The following is a 16,810-nucleotide window of genomic DNA, read 5'->3' on the forward strand; positions in this document are numbered from 1 at the left end:
TACCTCCCAACCCTGCCCTTTCACCCGGCGGGTGAATCCAATAACGGGCATTAGCTCTTGTGGATCAAGAGTTTACATGAAAATGGACACGGATTCAGGCTTAAGCCAGAACTCATGTTCTACGAAAGAATTAATAACTTTTTGATTGATATCAATTGACACGTTCACGAATGCCAACAAATATTTATTTCCCACATCAGAAATAGAGCGTTTCATATATCATCATCCCCTTAATATAAAAAGGCGGGGTCGCCCCCGCCTTTTTGATTCAACTTACCGTTTCCCCTTCAACTGCCCCACATCCCTGACCCCACCCCGCGCCGCCGAGGTGGTCATGGCGGCGTAGGCTTGCAGGGCGGGTGAGACCTTGCGCTCCCGGGGGCCGGGGTGGTAGGCCTCAATCCCCTTGGCCTCCTCCGCTTGCCGCCGGGTGGCCAGCTCCTCGTCGCTCTCCGCCACCCGCAGAACCCGACCCGGGATGTCGATCTCGATGGTGTCCCCTTCGCAAATCAAGGCAATCGCCCCACCCTCGGCCGCCTCGGGGGAGACGTGGCCGATGGAGAGGCCCGAGGTGCCGCCCGAGAAACGGCCATCGGTAATCAAGGCGCAGGCCTTGCCCAGGTGTTTGGATTTCAAATAGCTGGTGGGGTAGAGCATCTCTTGCATACCGGGGCCGCCGCGCGGCCCTTCGTAGCGGATCACCACCACATCGCCCGCCTTGATCTCGTCCCCCAAAATCGCCGCCACGGCTGCGTCCTGGCTGTGAAACACCCGCGCCGGGCCGCTGAACTTCCAGATCGACGCGTCCACCCCGGCGGTCTTCACCACGCAGCCATCGAGCGCGATGTTGCCGTAGAGGACCGCCAGGCCACCCTCCTTGGAATAGGCGTGGGCGGCGTCGCGGATGCAGCCGTTTTCGCGGTCCAGGTCGAGGCTGAGGTAACGCTGACTGGTCGAGAAAGGCTCGATGGTTGCCACATTGCCGGGGGCCGCTTTGTAGAGCTTCTTGGCCTCGTCGCTCACGGTCGGGCTCATTACATCCCAGGCGGCGATCTGCTCAGCCTGGGTCAGTCCGCTGGCGGTCCCTGCTTCACCGTTGAGCAGTCCGGCGCGGTACAGCTCGCCCAGAATGGCGACGATGCCGCCGGCCCGGTGCACATCCTCCATGTGGTACTTCTGGGTCGCCGGGGCGACCTTGCACAGGTTGGGCACCCGGCGCGACAGCCGGTCGATCTCGGCCATGTCGAACGCGGTCACCCCCGCCTCCTGGGCGATGGCCAGCAGGTGCAGGATCGTGTTGGTCGAGCCCCCCATGGCGATGTCGAGGCTCATGGCGTTGCGAAAGGCGTCGAGGGTGGCGATGGCGCGGGGCAACACCGAGGCGTCATCCCCCTCGTAGTAGCCCTTGGTCATCGCCACGATGCGCCGGGCGGCGGCCAGAAACAGCTCTTTGCGATCAAGGTGGGTGGCGACCAGCGTACCGTTGCCGGGCAGGGCCAAGCCGATTGCCTCGGCCAGGCAGTTCATCGAGTTGGCGGTGAACATCCCCGAACACGATCCGCAGGTGGGGCAGGCGGAGCGTTCGATCAGCTCGACCGTCGCGTCGCTCACCGAGCTGTCGGCCGCCATTACCATGGCGTCGACCAGATCGAGGTGGAGTTCATCCCCCTCGACCACCGCCTTACCGGCCTCCATCGGGCCGCCCGAGACGAAGATGGTCGGAATGTTCAGCCGCATGGCGGCGATCATCATGCCGGGGGTGATCTTGTCGCAGTTCGAGATGCAGATCAGGGCGTCGGCGCAGTGGGCGTTGACCATGTACTCCACCGAATCGGCGATCAGCTCGCGGCTGGGCAGGCTGTAGAGCATGCCGTCGTGCCCCATGGCGATGCCGTCGTCGATGGCGATGGTGTTGAACTCCTTGGCCACCCCCCCGGCTTGCTCGATCTCGCGGGCCACCATCTGCCCCAGGCCTTTGAGGTGGACATGGCCGGGGACGAACTGGGTGAAGGAGTTGGCGATGGCGATGATCGGCTTGCCGAAGTCCTCCTCCTTGGTGCCGGTGGCGCGCCAAAGGGCGCGGGCGCCGGCCATGTTGCGGCCTTCGGTCGAGGTGGCGCTGCGGTAACGGGGCATGGGGGACTCCTGGGTCTTATGAGGGTAAAACAATAGGTTCTATAGGACGGATGCGACCTATAGAACCTATGAAAACCGGTCGCCGGAAACCGAATCGGTTTTGTAGGAGGCGTCCCTGACGCCGAACAAGGTTTCTTCGCGGTCGGGGACCGCTCCCACAGGCAAAAGAGCTTTCGCCCCGGTTATTTGCGACCCGTCACCATCGCCTCGATCCGCATCCGCAAGGAATTCAAGCGGATGAAGCCCTCGGCATCCTTCTGGTTGTAGGCCCCGGCGTCGTCCTCGAAGGTCGAGATTTGGGGATTGAACAGGGTTTTGTCGGATTTGCGACCGACGACGACGACGTTGCCCTTGTAGAGCTTGAGGCGGACGGTACCGCAAACGTTGACCTGGGAAGCATCGATGGCGGCCTGCAACATGCGGCGCTCGGGGCTGAACCAGTAGCCGTTGTAGATCAAGGCGGCGTAGCGGGGCATCAACTCGTCTTTGAGGTGGGCCACCTCGCGGTCGAGGGTGATCGATTCGATGGCGCGGTGGGCTACCGAGAGGATCGTCCCGCCGGGGGTCTCGTAGACGCCGCGCGACTTCATGCCGACGTAGCGGTTTTCGACCAGATCGAGCCGTCCGATGCCGTTGGCGCCGCCGAGCTCGTTGAGCTTGGTCAGCAGGGTGGCGGGGGTGAGTTGATGTCCGTCGATGGCGACCGGATCGCCCCCCTCGAAGTCGATCTCGATGTAGGTCGCCTTGTCGGGGGCCTGCTCGGGCGACACCGACAGGCGGAACATCTCTTCGTCGGGCTCGACCCAGGGGTCTTCGAGCACCTTGCCCTCATAGGAGATGTGCAGCAGGTTGGCGTCCATCGAGTAGGGGGACTCGCCCCGTTTGCCGCGTGGTACCGGGATGCCGTGTTTCTCGGCGTAGGCGATCAGCTTGTCGCGGGAGTTCAGATCCCATTCGCGCCAGGGGGCGATGACCCGGATGGCGGGGTTGAATGCGTAGTAGCCCAGCTCGAAACGGACCTGATCGTTCCCCTTGCCGGTGGCGCCGTGGGAAACCGCGTCGGCCCCGGTCTTGGCAGCGATCTCCATCTGCTTCTTGGCGATCAGGGGGCGGGCGATGGAGGTGCCGAGCAGGTAAACCCCCTCGTACTGCGCGTTGGCCCGGAACATCGGGAAGATGTAGTCGCGGGTGAACTCCTCGCGCAGATCCTCGATGAAGATCTCCTTGACCCCGAACTGCTGGGCCTTGGCCCGCGCCGGTTCCAGCTCCTCACCCTGGCCCAGGTCGGCGGTGAAGGTCACCACCTCGCAGCCATACTCGTCCTGGAGCCATTTAAGAATGATGGAGGTATCCAAACCGCCGGAATAGGCGAGGACCGCCTTTTTAACTTGGGCGCGAGACATGCGGGCAACCCCTTTCGAAAACAGAAAAAATGCCCCGGATGGGGCGAAACGGTGCGAAAAAAAGCCCGGATTTCGGGCGGAGGCAATGTTGCCAGATCACAGCCCCGCCACCAACCGCTGCGCTAGGGTTCGGCTCAAGGCGAACTTTTATTGGAGTTCCGGTCTTTACTTAAAGTAGATAATCCTTGACGCTCTGTAAGTGCTTGTTAAATCATACAACCATGTTCACCAAAAACCCCCACATCGCCCGCCTTCTTGGCGGGTTTTTGGCCCTAGTGCTGTTGAGCGGCGCCGCGCAAGGCGCCGCGATGGGCAAGTTGACCGGTTTGCGGCTCGATACCGGCACCAGCACCATCACCCTGGTGGCCCAGGGCAGCGATCTGCCCACGATCAAACCCTTCGTTTTGAAGAGTCCCGACCGGATCGTCATCGATTTGCCCGCCACCGAACTCAACTGCGACCTGCCCGAGGTTTCGGGGTTTGTACGCAGCATCCGGGCGGGTCACCCCAACCGGCAAACCCTACGTTTGGTGCTCGATCTCGAAGCCCCCTGCACCGTAAAGTCGTTCCCCCAGGGTGATGCCTGGAAGGTGCAGATCATCCCCCCCAAGGGGCAGCGGCATAACCCGACGTGGGGTAAGCCGGTGGTGGTGGTCGATGCGGGGCATGGGGGCAAGGATCCCGGCGCTATCGGTCCGGGCGGCACCATGGAAAAAGAGGTCACCCTCGCCATCGCCTTGAAGTTGGCCAGGCGACTTGAGGCTCTGGGGGCGCGGGTGGTGTTGACCCGCGATCACGACACCTTCATTAAGCTCAAGAGCCGGGTGCAGATTGCCCAAGAGGCTCACGCCGATCTGTTCATCAGCATTCACGCCGACGCCCTTGAGGACCACCGGGTGACCGGCGCCTCGGTTTATTGCCTGTCTGAGCGCGGTGCCTCCGACAAGGCGGCGGCGGTGCTGGCCGAGCGGGAGAACGCCGCCGACGAGATCGGTGGGGTTGTCTTCAGCCAAGAGGCGGCGCCGGTCGCGGCGATCCTGCTCGACCTGATGCAGCGCGACACCATCAACAACTCCCTCGGTTTTGCCAAACGGGTGATCGCCGGGCTTGACGCGGTCACCGGCAACCATGCCGATGCCCCCAAACAGGCGGGCTTTGCGGTCCTCAAGGCCCCCGCCATCCCCTCGGTATTGGTCGAGGTCGATTACATCAGCAACCGCGCCATGGAAAGGAAGCTGGCCAGCCGTGAGTACCAAACCAAGTTGGCCGACGCCATTGCCCGCGCCACCCTGACCCAGATCGCCGCCATGCGTCCGGCCTGGCAGGGGGATGGGGAGCAGGTCGCCACCGCAGGCGGCGATCCCATGACCAAGCTGATCGCCGGACAACGCTAAACCCAATCCCCCTTCGTGGTTGACCGTCAATTCCCCCTTCCCTAGGATTCGCGCCCGTTTTTCAGCGGAGCGTGCCAACGTAGCTCAGTCGGTAGAGCAGCTCACTCGTAATGAGCAGGTCACCGGTTCGATTCCGGTCGTTGGCTCCAGAAATCACAAGGCCCCTCAATGGCTTGCGCTGTTGAGGGGCCTTTGTGTTTTGGGGCTGGCCAACCAGGGGCCTCTATCCCCCCCTGTTTTTGGCCTCAATCCGGGCCTGCCACCGTTTGAGCTCCTCGATCAGATGCTGCTTTTGGGCCGGACGGCAGAGGGTCAGATCGTCCACCCCGGTCATCCGCCGCACCCAGCCATTCAGGGCGCGGCGGTCGCCGTGGCGGATCGCCCCCATCCGGTAGAGCCCCCCCCACAACGCCAGAATCAGTCGATCCTGGGCGCTTTCGCCGTTATCCCGAACCTGCCGGGGGAGTCCAGGACGCCAACCCAAGCGGCGCAGCAGCCGCAGCACCCGCATCCGCCCCGGCCCATCCAGGTCGGCTGCTGAGCCGCTCGGGGCGCCCCCCTCGATGGCGATAATCCCCCGGTAGACCGCGTCATCCAAATCGAGCTCTTTCTTGGCGATATGAATCTTGGCCAAGTCGCGGCGGCGGATTTCGTCGGTCACGGTGATTCGTCCTCTTGATTCTTGGGCGCGCTCTTGAAAGGGTTACGCATCGGCCCCCACGGCCCTCCTAACACCAGCGAGACCATCATGAACAAAACCGTCGGTATCGTCCTGCTCGTCGTCGGCACCCTTTTGGTCGGTTACGGCTACAACCAGTCGCAATCTCTGCTGGGGCAGACCGCCGCTCTGATTTCGGGCTCCCCCTCCAACGAGGTGATGTATTACTACATCGGCGGTGGCATCTGCGCCTTGCTCGGGTTGGTCGGGGTGTTCAAAAGCAAGTAATTCTCAAAAGGATGGACCGAGGTGCTGCGGCGGGCCGCACCTCGGTGGTATCCTCCCGCCCCATGTCAGCCACCCCCCCCATCGACATCGCCGCGACCCTGGCCCCCGCCCTCAAGATTCTGCATTCCGTCTTCGGCTACGAGTCGTTTCGACCGCCCCAAGACGAGGTGATCGCCCATCTCATTCAGGGGGGCGACGCCCTGGTGTTGGTGCCGACCGGGGGGGGTAAGTCGCTGTGTTATCAGATTCCCGCCATGGTGCGCTCGGGGGTCGGCATTGTCGTTTCCCCCTTGATCGCCCTGATGCAAGACCAGGTCGCCGCCCTGCGCCAAGCGGGGGTGAAGTCGGCCTTTCTCAACTCGACCCTCGGCGGCCAGGAGTCGTGGGCGGTGGAGCAGGCGCTGCTGGCGGGCGATCTCGATCTGCTCTATGTCGCCCCCGAGCGGCTGATGACCCCCCGTTTTTTGAGTCTGCTTGAACAGGCCCCCATCGCCCTGTTCGCCATCGACGAGGCCCACTGCGTCTCGCAATGGGGGCACGACTTCCGCCCCGAATATATGCAGCTGTCGATCCTGCATGAGCGCTTCCCCGCCATCCCCCGTATTGCTCTGACCGCCACCGCCGACGAGCCGACCCGCAAAGAGATTGCCCAGCGTTTGGGGCTGGAATCGGCTGCCGCCTTCGTGCGCGGTTTCGATCGTCCCAACATCCGCTACCGCATCACCCCCAAAGACAACGGGCGCGAGCAGCTGCTGCGTTTTATTCGGGCCGAACACGAAGGGGATGCTGGGATCGTCTATTGCCTGTCGCGCAAGAAGGTCGAAGAGACCGCCCAATGGTTGACCGACAAGGGGCTCAAGGCGCTGCCCTACCATGCCGGGCTCCCCGCCGACATGCGGGCTCACCACCAGAACCGCTTCTTACGCGAGGAGGGGGTGATCGTGGTGGCGACCATCGCCTTCGGCATGGGGATCGACAAACCCAACGTCCGCTTCGTCGCCCACCTCGATCTGCCCAAAAGCCTGGAGTCCTACTATCAAGAGACCGGACGGGCCGGGCGCGACGGCCTGCCCGCCTCGGCCTGGATGGCCTACGGGCTGCAAGATGTGGTGACCCTAAAGCAGATGATCGAATCCTCCGATTCGGGGGAGGAGCGCAAGAGGGTGGAGCGGCACAAGCTGGAGGCGATGCTGGGGCTGTGCGAGGTGACATCCTGCCGCCGTCAGGCGCTGCTGGCCTATTTCGGCGACCGGATGGCCGACAAGTGTGGCAATTGCGACACCTGCCTGGAGCCGGTGGCGACCTGGGACGGCACCGAGGTGGCGCAAAAGGGGCTTTCGGCGGTCTACCGCACCGGCCAACGCTTCGGGGCATCCCACGTCATCGACGTGTTGCGGGGCAAAGAGACCACCAAGATGAAGGAGTTCGGTCACCAACAGCTGACCACTTTCGGCATCGGCAAAGATCTCGACGAGGCGCAGTGGCGTTCGGTGTTTCGGCAATTGGTGGCGCGGGGGTTTCTGGCGGTCGACATCGAGGGGTACGGAGCTTTCAAACTCACCCACGCTGCCCGCCCTTTGCTCAAAGGGGAGCAGCGGATTCAACTGCGCCGCGATCCCCCGAAAACCTCACGGAGTGGCAAGGATCGCCCCAGCACCCGCAAACACCGCTTCATCGACCTGGCCGACGAATTGCTCTGGGACGAGCTACGGGCCAAACGTAAAGCGCTGGCCGAGGAACAAGGGATCCCCCCCTACGTCATCTTCCATGACGCCACCTTGATGGAGATGGTCGAAGCCAAGCCGCACACCCTGGATGAGATGAGCGAGATTACCGGGATCGGCGAGCGCAAGCTGGAGCTGTATGGGCGGGCGTTTTTGCAGGTGATTCTGGGGGCGCAGGGGTAATCCCCCGAAGTTGCGTTGCTGCGTTGCGCGGTAGGTCGATCAGCGCCCCTTCTTCAACCCCTTTTTCGCCGTATGAAGGAAGCGCCCGAAGGTTTTGTCTTTTTCGCGACGTTGGGCGAACGACAGGTCGTTGAACGCCGATTCCTGCTTGAGCTTCATGTAGTTGCGCAGGTGCTCGGGGTCGATCTCCCCCGACGCCAGGGCGCGGGCGACCGCGCAGCCAGGCTCCCCGGCGTGGTGGCAATCGCTGAAGCGGCACTGGGCCGCCCAGGTTTCGATGTCGTGGAACCCCTGTTCGATCCCTTGGCTGGCGCCGAGAAGCCCCAATTCCCTCATGCCGGGGGTGTCGATCAACAAGGCGCCGTTGCGCAGTTGCACCAAATGGCGACGCACGGTGGTGTGGCGACCCTCACCCGTGGCGCTGACCGGTTGGGTTTCGAGTTCGGCCCCCGCGATCAAATGGTTGATGAGGGTGGTTTTGCCCACCCCCGATGAGCCGACCAGGCAGTAGGTTTTGCCCGGCGCCATAAGGTCTCGAACCGCCTCGACCCCCTCGCCGGTGAGTGCGCTCAAGGTGAGGATCGCAGCCCCAATCGCCATGGCGCGGACCGTGTCGATCAGGTGGGGGAGGGTATCGGGGGGAAGCAAATCGGTTTTGCTCAAGAGCACCGTCGGGGCAATCCCCCCCTCGTAAGCCATGACGAGGTAGCGTTCAAGGCGGCGGGGGTTGAAGTCGTACTGGCAGGACTGAACGATCAACACCCCGTCCAGATTGGCCCCGATCATCTGAAAATCGACGGTTTTGCCCACCGCCTTGCGCCGCAAAGAGCTGCGTCGGGGGAGGATGTCATGCAAGGTCGCGGGGTTTCCGGGGCCGTGATCCTCCAGGCAGACCCAATCCCCCACACAAGGTAGATCGAGGCTTGAATTGCTGGTGAAGCGATACCTGCCGCTCAGGACTGCAAAACGCTGTCCCGCTTCGCTCTGGACGGTGGCCCGGTCCCGGTCGACCACGATGACCCGGGCGGGGATTAGGCCGGGTTGGCAATGACGTGCGAAGAGCTGCTCCCACTGAACGTCCCAACCGATGTCGCTTAGGTTGTACATGGCGCCTGGGCACTGTGGGATGTCATGGCCTACCCCCCCAACGTTGTGGATTAAATGGTCCGAATCTCCACCTCGAACACCCCCCCGATGACGGTGTATTCGTCCTCCCCCTTGAGCATCCCCGGCAACAACTTGTTGAAGAAGAAGATCTTCGCCAACGGCACCTGCGCCGTGAGGATGTAATCGCCGAATTCGTCGGCCCGTTCCCGGGTATCGGTGAAGGAATTCAGGCTGTTGAGTACCACGACCCGGTACCCCCCCTTCTCTTTGGCGAGCACCTCGTGCTGATCGACCCGGTTGACACCGCGATACAGGGTCAGATGGGTTGTTCCGGGTAGCCGCCGCCCCAGCTCGTATTGTCCGAAGGTGTACAAAAGATCGAGCTGCGCCTCTAAGGCGTTGGTGTTGTAGAGCCCCCGGGTGCGTTCTTCCATGTAGCGGCGGTAGGCGTTGTCGTCGGGGGAGGGGATCGGGGTTTTGTGGTAGCGGGGGATCAACCCGAAACGCGATTCGACCCACCCTTTGAGTACCGCCCCCTCCCGGCCGTCGCTGTCGAACGACCACCCCCGCACTGTGCGCAGGTAGTCGGCCTTGGCCCGGCTCTTCTTCATCCCCTTCTCGAACCCCGCCCGCTCCAAGTCGTGCAGCGCAAAGTGAACATCCATGTAGTCGAGGAATTGCTGCGCCCGCTCCTGAACCGTCTCCAACCTTTCGAGGCGGCGGAAGAGATCGGCGTGGGTTTCGGCGACCCCGTCGATCTCAAGCGGGGCCGGATGCCGTTGATAGGTCAGGCTGCCCAGGATCGCAGGGGGGAGATTGCAACGGTTGAAAGGCAGACGGGCTTCGGGTGGAAGGGGGGGATGCCGGGGTGTCGGGGTCGTGTCGGCAACCTTACAAGGGGAAATGTCTTGTCGCATTGAACACTGGACCAAACGGCGGGTATGGACCAAAAAAACCAACAAAAACAAAGACTAATTCATGTTGGCACGGGCGCTGCTCAAGGGGTTGGCGTAAGCGGTATCGACCATTCCCGGGGCCGCTGTTCGAACAACCGGGCAATCGTAAGCGCACAGGCGCTTCAACGCACCGTTCGAACACGCCCCCCATCGTTCAAGCCCTCATCGGGAGGAAACAGCCATGCGTCAATGCGCCATTTACGGAAAAGGTGGTATCGGTAAGTCCACCACCACCCAGAACCTCGTCGCCGCCCTCGCTGAGATGGGCAACAAGGTGATGATCGTCGGTTGCGATCCCAAGGCCGACTCCACCCGTTTGATCCTGCACTCCAAGGCCCAGAACACCGTGATGGAGATGGCTGCCGAGGCCGGTACCGTCGAGGACCTGGAGCTCGAAGACGTCATGCAGGTCGGCTACGGCGACGTGCGCTGCGTCGAGTCGGGCGGTCCCGAGCCGGGGGTCGGCTGCGCCGGTCGTGGCGTGATCACCGCCATCAACTTCTTGGAAGAGGAGGGCGCCTACGAGGGCGGCCTGGACTTCGTGTTCTACGACGTGCTGGGCGACGTGGTGTGCGGTGGGTTCGCCATGCCGATTCGTGAAAACAAGGCCCAAGAGATCTACATCGTTTGCTCCGGCGAGATGATGGCGATGTACGCCGCCAACAACATCTCCAAGGGGATCGTGAAGTACGCCAACTCCGGCGGGGTCCGTTTGGCTGGCCTGATTTGCAACAGCCGCAACACCGACCGCGAAGATGAGTTGATCATGGCCCTGGCCGCCAAACTCGGCACCCAGATGATCCACTTCGTCCCCCGCGACAACGTGGTGCAACGCGCCGAAATCCGCCGCATGACCGTCATCGAATACGACCCGACCGCCAAACAGGCCGACGAATACCGCGCCCTGGCCCAGAAGATGGTCGCCAACAAGATGTTTGTGGTGCCCACCCCCCTGACCATGGACGAACTCGAAGATCTGCTGATGGAGTTCGGTCTGATGGATGAAGAGGACGAAAGCATCATCGGCAAAGCCGCAGCAGAGTTGTGATCGTCCGCTTCGGCAAGTAGAGGTCCGGGGGTGGGAGACCCCGCCCCCGGATCGATACCGAAGGAGGTGCCCGAGGGCGACGAATTATCGCGCCGGGGGCGACGCTCCAACACGTTTTCTCCATTCCATGAGGCGTTCGTCCACGCATGAGTGGCGCGCCCGTCAGGAGGTTGCCATGTCCAGCATGTCCCGCGCCGAGACCGAAGCCCTGATCCAAGAGGTGCTTGAGGTCTATCCCGCCAAAGCCAAGAAAGACCGCGCTAAGCATTTGACGGTCAACGACTCCTCGCTTGAGAAGTCCAACAAGTGCATCACCTCGAACAAAAAGTCGCTGCCCGGTGTGATGACCATCCGTGGTTGCGCCTACGCCGGTTCCAAGGGTGTGGTGTGGGGTCCCATCAAGGACATGATCCACATTTCCCACGGCCCGGTCGGTTGCGGCCAGTACTCCCGCGCCGGTCGTCGCAATTACTACGTCGGCACCACCGGGGTGAACGTCTTCGGCACGATGAACTTCACCTCCGACTTCCAAGAAAAAGACATCGTCTTCGGCGGCGACAAGAAACTGACCAAGCTGATCCAAGAGGTCGAGCAACTCTTCCCCTTGCACAAAGGGATCTCGGTGCAGTCCGAGTGCCCCATTGGGCTGATCGGCGACGACATCGAAGCGGTGGCCAAGAAGACCGCTGCCGAGCTCGAAAAGCCGGTTGTGCCGGTGCGCTGCGAAGGGTTCCGTGGCGTGTCGCAGTCGCTGGGTCACCACATCGCCAACGACGCCGTGCGCGATTGGGTGCTGGGCAACCGTGACGACCAAGCGTTCGAATCGACCCCTTACGACATCGCGATTTTGGGCGACTACAACATCGGCGGCGACGCCTGGTCGAGCCGGATCCTGCTCGAAGAGATGGGTCTGCGGGTCGTGGCGCAGTGGTCGGGCGACGGCACCATCGCCGAGATGGAAAACACCCCCAAGGTGAAGCTCAACGTCCTGCACTGCTACCGCTCGATGAACTACATCTCCCGTCACATGGAAGAGAAATACGGGATTCCATGGATGGAGTACAACTTCTTCGGCCCCAGCAAAACCGCCGAGAGTCTGCGCAAGATCGCCAGCTTCTTCGACGAGACCATCCAGGCCAACGCCGAGAAGGTGATCGAGAAGTACAAAGCGATGACCGACGCCGTGATCGCCAAGTACCGCCCCCGTCTCGAAGGCAAGAAGGTGATGCTCTACGTCGGAGGCCTGCGCCCCCGTCACGTCATCGGTGCCTACGAAGATCTGGGTATGGAGGTGGTCGGGACCGGTTACGAGTTCGCCCATAACGACGACTACGACCGGACCATCAAAGAGATGGGCGACGCCACCTTGATCTACGACGACGTCACCGGCTTTGAATTCGAAGAGTTCGTCAAGAAGGTCAAGCCCGACCTGATCGGCTCGGGGATCAAAGAGAAGTACATCTTCCAGAAGATGGGCATCCCCTTCCGTCAGATGCACTCCTGGGATTACTCCGGTCCGTACCACGGTTACGACGGCTTTGCCATCTTCGCCAAAGACATGGACCTGACCTTGAACAACCCCTGCTGGGGCAAGCTCAAGGCCCCCTGGAAGAAGTCCGAGGAAGAGACCGGCGCCGAAGTCGCCAGCGCTTAAAGCACCGAAAAAAACGTGTAGGAGCGCCGCCCCGGCGCTATGCCCTCCCTTCAAGGGGGCAAAAAGCACCGGGCCGGGGCGGCCCTCCCGCAAAGCCCTCAAGTTTTCTCTTGTTTCCCGTTGTCCACGCATGAGTGGCGCGGGAAGGAGGCCGTCATGCAAAACGCCGAGAAGATCAAACCGTCGTATCCCCTGTTCCGGGATGCCGAATACGTCGACATGCTCGCTAAGAAGCAGGAGCAGTTCGAAGAGAAGGTGGACGCCGCCAAGATCCAAGAGGTCTTCGAGTGGACCACCACCACCGAGTACCAGACCCTGAACTTCGCTCGCGAAGCGTTGACCGTGAACCCGGCCAAGGCCTGTCAGCCCCTGGGCGCCGTCCTTTGCGCCCTGGGTTTTGAGAAGACCCTGCCCTACGTGCACGGCTCCCAGGGCTGCGTGGCCTACTTCCGCTCCTATTTCAACCGTCATTTCAAAGAGCCGGTCGCCTGTGTGTCGGACTCCATGACCGAAGATGCGGCGGTGTTCGGCGGCCAGAAAAACATGATGGACGGTCTTGAGAACGCCAAGGCGCTCTACAAGCCTGAGATGATTGCCGTTTCGACCACCTGCATGGCCGAGGTGATCGGCGACGACTTGAACGCCTTCATCACCAACTCCAAGAAGGCTGGGCACATTCCCCAGGAATTCCCCACCCCCTTCGCCCACACCCCGAGCTTCGTCGGCAGCCACACCACCGGCTGGGACAACATGTTCGAGGGGATCGCCCGCTACTTCACCCTCAACACCATGGAGGGCAAAGAGGTCGGCAGCAACGGCAAGATCAACATCGTTCCCGGCTTTGAGACCTACCTGGGCAACTACCGGGTGATGAAGCGGATGATGGACGAAATGGGCGTCGGTTTGTCTCTGCTCAGCGATCCCTCCGAGGTGCTCGACACCCCCGCCGACGGCTCTTTCCGTATGTACGAAGGCGGCACCTCGCTCGACGAAATCAAGGATGCCCCCAACGGGATCGACACCCTGTTCTTGCAGCCCTGGCAGTCGGATAAGTCTAAGAAATACGTCCAGAACACCTGGAAGCACGAAGCTACCGCCATTTCCATCCCGATGGGGCTGGAGGCGACCGATGAGTTCTTGATGGCGGTTTCCAAGCTGACCGGCAAGGAGATCCCCGCTTCGCTCGAAAAAGAGCGCGGTCGTCTGGTCGATATGCTGACCGACTCCCACGCCTGGCTGCACGGTAAGAAGTTCGCCGTCTACGGCGACCCCGACTTCGTGATGGGGATGACCAAGTTCCTGCTCGAAGTGGGCGCCGAGCCGACCGACGTGCTGGCCAACAACGGCAACAAGCGTTGGGCGAAAGCGATGAAGGCGATTTTGGATGCCTCCCCCTTCGGGAAAGAGACCCAGGTCCATGTCGGCAAGGATCTCTGGCATTTCCGTAGCCTGATGTTCACCAACAAGCCCGATTTCATGATTGGCAACAGCTACGGCAAATTCATCCAGCGCGACACGCTGTACAAGGGCAAGGCGTTCGAAGTGCCCCTGATTCGCCTGGGCTTCCCGATTTTCGATCATCACCACCTGCACCGGCAGACCACCCTCGGTTACGAGGGGGCGATGCAAATCCTGACCACCTTGGTCAACGCGGTGCTGGAGCGTTTGGACGAAGAGACCCGCGGGATGGGGACCACCGACTACAACTACGACCTGGTTCGCTAAGGTCTGCTGCATCCCGTCCCTCTGCTTGCAGAGGACGGGTTGTTTCACCGCCGGGGTTACCGCTCAACCCCGGCGGCTTCCGGTAGGGGGATTATTGCCCCTTCCCCCTGCCGGATTTTTTTCAGATGCGATACGCAGCCTCATGCCCCGTGTGGGGCTGCGTATCGCATCCAATGAGCAGAAATCGAACAGGAGCCCGCCATGCCCAGCGTCATGATCCGCCGCAACGATGCCGGAAAGCTCGACCTCTACGTCCCCAAGAAAGATCTGGAGGAGACCATCACCTCCATCGAGTTCGAGGGGCCCGAGAAGTGGGGCGGCGTCATCGAGCTGGCCGACGGCACCCGGTTTTTCGTAGAACCCCTCGATGGGGAGCCCAAGCTGCCCATCACCCTGCGGGCCACCAAGGCCTAATTACCGTCGTCTTCTTACAGAGGAAAATGTCATGGCCATGCAGATTCTTCGCGACGATTGCATCGATTGCGGCGTGTGCGAACCCGATTGCCCCTCCGACGCGATTTTTCAGGGGAAGGTCGGTTACGAGATCGACCCCGAAGCCTGCACCGAGTGTGAAGGGGCGTTCGACAAACCCAAATGTGTCGAGGAGTGCCCCATCAGCGGGTGCATCGTGAAGTTGTAAGGGTTGTTGTTGGACCGGTCCGACCGGTCCGCACCCCGTTTTTCCCCCGAATTCGCAGAGGAGACCCGCCATGTCCCTGACGCCTGAACTTGCCCTGCGTATCGGATTGGCCGCCCGCACCCTGCCCGACACGGAACCTGGGCGCTTGATGGCCGCATTGATCGAACATGTTGGTCTGCCGCTGACCCCCGAGAAACTGGCCGTTTTGAAGGTTAAGGATCTCAAAGAGGCGGCAGACGGCGAACTTGGGGAGTTGCCGCTGGATGATTTGAAAAAGGCGGCGGCCCTCCTGAGGGGCGAAGGGCTCCCCGAAATCGTGGTGGAGGAGGGGCTGCCCTCGCCCCAACCCTATGCCGACGGCGACATGCCCGGTTCGATCCGGGTCGCCATCGCCTCCAACGGTGGCGAACGGGTCGACGGCCATTTTGGCTCCTGCGCGCGCTTCTTGGTTTACCAGGTCGCCCCCGGACAGGCCCGTCTGATCGACATTCGCGCTACCTCCGCCATGCCTGATGACGAAGACAAGAACGCCTGGCGCGCCGGTTTGATCGCCGATTGCCAGCTGCTTTACATCGCCTCCATCGGCGGTCCCGCCGCCGCTAAGGTGATCCGGGCCGGAATCCATCCCATCAAGCGGCCCCAGATGGGGCAGGGGGGTCAGGTGATGGCGGAGCTTGCCGAAATCCTGGCCGGTTCCCCCCCGCCGTGGCTCGCCAAGGTGATGGGTCAATCCCCGCAGGAGCGCATCCGCTTTGCCCTTGAAGAGGAAGAGGCGTGATGACCCCCGAGGTGACTGAAAAGGTCGCTGCCGCTGTGACGCGCATCGGTTTGGCCGACGGTGAGACGACCCTGGCGCAGTTGCGAAGCGAATTCCCCGGTCTGCGCTTTGCCTGGTGCTGGGATGATGATGTTGGCTCGGGCAAGCCGGTCTGGGATTCCGACCTCTTCGCCCTGTACCTGTACGAGAGCGGGGATCACTGCCTGGGGCTAACCACCGATTACGCCTCGGCGGGTGGTTTCTTGGTCGCCGAGAAGGTCGAGGAATGAACCCCGACCCTGATAAAGGGGAGGGGGATCAAATCCCCATCGCCGATTGCACCGATTGCCCCCACCGCGATCTGCTGGCGCGGGGCGGCTGCCTGCCCGGCGACCGCTGCGTCAAGGTCGACAGCGGGCGGCAAATCGACCGTTTTTTGCGGCTCAACCGCGACCGGGCCGAGGGCTATCTGCACGATCCCTTCTGGGAACGCCGGGCGATTGCGGCCCGTTATGCCCCGGTTGAGTCCATCGGGTTTCTGGCGACAGATCCCGATGAGGTGGTCCGGCGTAGCGTTTCGGATCGTTTGAGCGGCGAGGCTTTGCTGGCGTTGAGCGACGACCCCGACCGCGAGGTCCGCATCACCGTCGCCCGCCATCTTCCACCCCAGTGGCTTGAAAAGATGGTCGAGGATCCCGACTACATGGTGCGGGTTCGGGTGGCCGAGCGGCTGCCCGCCGGAAGGTTGTTCCGCATGATCGCCGACCCCGACCGTCAGGTGCGCATGGCGGTGGCGGCCCGTTTGCCCGAGATGACCCTGCCGCTGCTGGCGGGTGATCCCGAGCCGGAGATCCGCCGCCTGGTCGCCTCCCGTATGGGGGAGGGCGATGCGGCGCAGATGTTGGGCGATGGCGATTGGGTGGTTCGCTTCGAGGCGGCGCAGCGGGCGCCGGTTTCGGCCCTGACCGCACTGCTGCACGATCCCGAACTTGAGGTTCGGGAGGTGGCGCGCAGTCGGCTTGATGGGGGGCTGGATTGATTTTGTTGGTTTTTGCGTTATATCGATTTGAATATAGCGCTTAGGTTTCGGGTGGATTCCACCCCCGTACCACCGCTTCGGCGGTTTTCGTAGCGCCG

16 protein-coding genes and 1 tRNA gene are annotated in these 16,810 nt (G+C 62.1%); 12 read left to right on the forward strand and 5 right to left on the reverse strand.

From position 1 onward, the window contains the following. Positions 1-273: 273 nt before the first annotated feature. Together AUJ55_13055 and AUJ55_13060 are read right to left on the reverse strand one after the other, a co-directional pair. Positions 274-2,136, reverse strand: coding sequence for a dihydroxy-acid dehydratase (locus tag AUJ55_13055; protein OIO53736.1), 1,863 nt, complete (start codon positions 2,134-2,136; stop codon positions 274-276). A gap of 182 nt (positions 2,137-2,318) precedes the next feature. After that, a complete protein-coding gene (locus AUJ55_13060) occupies positions 2,319-3,539 on the reverse strand; it encodes an argininosuccinate synthase (GenBank protein ID OIO53737.1) in 1,221 nt (406 codons plus the stop codon). A gap of 221 nt (positions 3,540-3,760) precedes the next feature. Between AUJ55_13060 and AUJ55_13065 the strand changes: the two genes are divergently transcribed. Beyond that, positions 3,761-4,933 (forward strand): hypothetical protein, encoded by a 1,173-nt coding sequence (locus AUJ55_13065; GenBank protein ID OIO53738.1) that lies wholly within the window; start codon positions 3,761-3,763, stop codon positions 4,931-4,933. A gap of 73 nt (positions 4,934-5,006) precedes the next feature. Beyond that, a tRNA-Thr gene (locus tag AUJ55_13070) sits at positions 5,007-5,082 on the forward strand. Between the two features lie 74 nt (positions 5,083-5,156). On the opposite strand, the gene AUJ55_13075 is transcribed toward AUJ55_13070, so the two are convergent. Continuing rightward, entirely contained in the window at positions 5,157-5,582 is a 426-nt protein-coding gene (locus tag AUJ55_13075; GenBank protein ID OIO53777.1) for a hypothetical protein, read from the reverse strand. Between the two features lie 99 nt (positions 5,583-5,681). Here AUJ55_13075 and AUJ55_13080 point away from each other — a divergent pair, with 99 nt between their 5' ends. Together AUJ55_13080 and AUJ55_13085 are read left to right on the forward strand one after the other, a co-directional pair. After that, entirely contained in the window at positions 5,682-5,879 is a 198-nt protein-coding gene (locus tag AUJ55_13080) for a hypothetical protein (GenBank protein ID OIO53739.1), read from the forward strand. A gap of 62 nt (positions 5,880-5,941) precedes the next feature. Beyond that, on the forward strand, positions 5,942-7,786 hold the full coding sequence (locus AUJ55_13085) for an ATP-dependent DNA helicase RecQ (GenBank protein ID OIO53740.1): 1,845 nt from the start codon (positions 5,942-5,944) through the stop codon (positions 7,784-7,786). A 39-nt stretch (positions 7,787-7,825) separates the two neighbouring features. Here the strand turns inward: AUJ55_13085 and AUJ55_13090 are convergent, their stop codons facing one another. Together AUJ55_13090 and AUJ55_13095 are read right to left on the reverse strand one after the other, a co-directional pair. Then, positions 7,826-8,893, reverse strand: a complete 1,068-nt coding sequence (locus tag AUJ55_13090) for a ribosome small subunit-dependent GTPase A (GenBank protein OIO53741.1) — start codon at positions 8,891-8,893, stop codon at positions 7,826-7,828. Between the two features lie 50 nt (positions 8,894-8,943). After that, positions 8,944-9,810, reverse strand: coding sequence for an NAD(+)--dinitrogen-reductase ADP-D-ribosyltransferase (locus AUJ55_13095; protein OIO53778.1), 867 nt, complete (start codon positions 9,808-9,810; stop codon positions 8,944-8,946). Between the two features lie 220 nt (positions 9,811-10,030). Here AUJ55_13095 and AUJ55_13100 point away from each other — a divergent pair, with 220 nt between their 5' ends. The 8 genes from AUJ55_13100 (at position 10,031) to AUJ55_13135 (ending at position 16,712) form a co-directional block, all read left to right on the forward strand. After that, positions 10,031-10,897, forward strand: coding sequence for a nitrogenase iron protein (locus tag AUJ55_13100; protein OIO53742.1), 867 nt, complete (start codon positions 10,031-10,033; stop codon positions 10,895-10,897). A 175-nt stretch (positions 10,898-11,072) separates the two neighbouring features. After that, a complete protein-coding gene (locus AUJ55_13105; GenBank protein ID OIO53743.1) occupies positions 11,073-12,551 on the forward strand; it encodes a nitrogenase molybdenum-iron protein alpha chain in 1,479 nt (492 codons plus the stop codon). Between the two features lie 156 nt (positions 12,552-12,707). Further along, positions 12,708-14,276 (forward strand): nitrogenase molybdenum-iron protein subunit beta, encoded by a 1,569-nt coding sequence (locus AUJ55_13110; protein ID OIO53744.1) that lies wholly within the window; start codon positions 12,708-12,710, stop codon positions 14,274-14,276. Between the two features lie 201 nt (positions 14,277-14,477). Continuing rightward, positions 14,478-14,690, forward strand: a complete 213-nt coding sequence (locus AUJ55_13115; GenBank protein OIO53745.1) for a putative nitrogen fixation protein NifT — start codon at positions 14,478-14,480, stop codon at positions 14,688-14,690. Between the two features lie 31 nt (positions 14,691-14,721). After that, positions 14,722-14,916: a ferredoxin gene (locus AUJ55_13120; protein ID OIO53746.1), complete on the forward strand. Its 195-nt coding sequence runs from the start codon at positions 14,722-14,724 to the stop codon at positions 14,914-14,916. A gap of 70 nt (positions 14,917-14,986) precedes the next feature. Beyond that, positions 14,987-15,694 carry a dinitrogenase iron-molybdenum cofactor biosynthesis protein gene (locus tag AUJ55_13125; protein OIO53747.1) on the forward strand — a complete coding sequence of 236 codons (708 nt, stop codon included), beginning with the start codon at positions 14,987-14,989 and terminating at the stop codon, positions 15,692-15,694. After that, positions 15,694-15,963, forward strand: a complete 270-nt coding sequence (locus AUJ55_13130; GenBank protein OIO53748.1) for a hypothetical protein — start codon at positions 15,694-15,696, stop codon at positions 15,961-15,963. Before AUJ55_13125 ends, AUJ55_13130 begins: the two co-directional genes overlap by 1 nt. Continuing rightward, entirely contained in the window at positions 15,960-16,712 is a 753-nt protein-coding gene (locus AUJ55_13135; GenBank protein ID OIO53749.1) for a (Fe-S) protein, read from the forward strand. The genes AUJ55_13130 and AUJ55_13135 overlap by 4 nt, the downstream gene beginning before the upstream one ends. The last annotated feature ends 98 nt before the right edge of the window (positions 16,713-16,810 follow it).

This window comes from Proteobacteria bacterium CG1_02_64_396 (assembly GCA_001872725.1).
In the GTDB taxonomy this organism is placed as follows: domain Bacteria; phylum Pseudomonadota; class MNWR01; order CG1-02-64-396; family CG1-02-64-396; genus CG1-02-64-396.

Excerpts from the sequence above, each read along its gene's own strand:
- AUJ55_13110 (OIO53744.1), top strand. The coding sequence starts at position 12,708 with ATGCAAAACGCCGAGAAGATCAAACCGTCGTATCCCCTGTTCCGGGAT.
- AUJ55_13065 (OIO53738.1), top strand. The coding sequence starts at position 3,761 with ATGTTCACCAAAAACCCCCACATCGCCCGCCTTCTTGGCGGGTTTTTG.
- AUJ55_13115 (OIO53745.1), top strand. The coding sequence starts at position 14,478 with ATGCCCAGCGTCATGATCCGCCGCAACGATGCCGGAAAGCTCGACCTC.
- AUJ55_13080 (OIO53739.1), top strand. The coding sequence starts at position 5,682 with ATGAACAAAACCGTCGGTATCGTCCTGCTCGTCGTCGGCACCCTTTTG.
- AUJ55_13125 (OIO53747.1), top strand. The coding sequence starts at position 14,987 with ATGTCCCTGACGCCTGAACTTGCCCTGCGTATCGGATTGGCCGCCCGC.
- AUJ55_13120 (OIO53746.1), top strand. The coding sequence starts at position 14,722 with ATGGCCATGCAGATTCTTCGCGACGATTGCATCGATTGCGGCGTGTGC.
- AUJ55_13100 (OIO53742.1), top strand. The coding sequence starts at position 10,031 with ATGCGTCAATGCGCCATTTACGGAAAAGGTGGTATCGGTAAGTCCACC.
- AUJ55_13135 (OIO53749.1), top strand. The coding sequence starts at position 15,960 with ATGAACCCCGACCCTGATAAAGGGGAGGGGGATCAAATCCCCATCGCC.
- AUJ55_13060 (OIO53737.1), bottom strand. The coding sequence starts at position 3,539 with ATGTCTCGCGCCCAAGTTAAAAAGGCGGTCCTCGCCTATTCCGGCGGT.
- AUJ55_13105 (OIO53743.1), top strand. The coding sequence starts at position 11,073 with ATGTCCAGCATGTCCCGCGCCGAGACCGAAGCCCTGATCCAAGAGGTG.
- AUJ55_13090 (OIO53741.1), bottom strand. The coding sequence starts at position 8,893 with ATGTACAACCTAAGCGACATCGGTTGGGACGTTCAGTGGGAGCAGCTC.
- AUJ55_13055 (OIO53736.1), bottom strand. The coding sequence starts at position 2,136 with ATGCCCCGTTACCGCAGCGCCACCTCGACCGAAGGCCGCAACATGGCC.
- AUJ55_13095 (OIO53778.1), bottom strand. The coding sequence starts at position 9,810 with ATGCGACAAGACATTTCCCCTTGTAAGGTTGCCGACACGACCCCGACA.
- AUJ55_13085 (OIO53740.1), top strand. The coding sequence starts at position 5,942 with ATGTCAGCCACCCCCCCCATCGACATCGCCGCGACCCTGGCCCCCGCC.
- AUJ55_13130 (OIO53748.1), top strand. The coding sequence starts at position 15,694 with ATGACCCCCGAGGTGACTGAAAAGGTCGCTGCCGCTGTGACGCGCATC.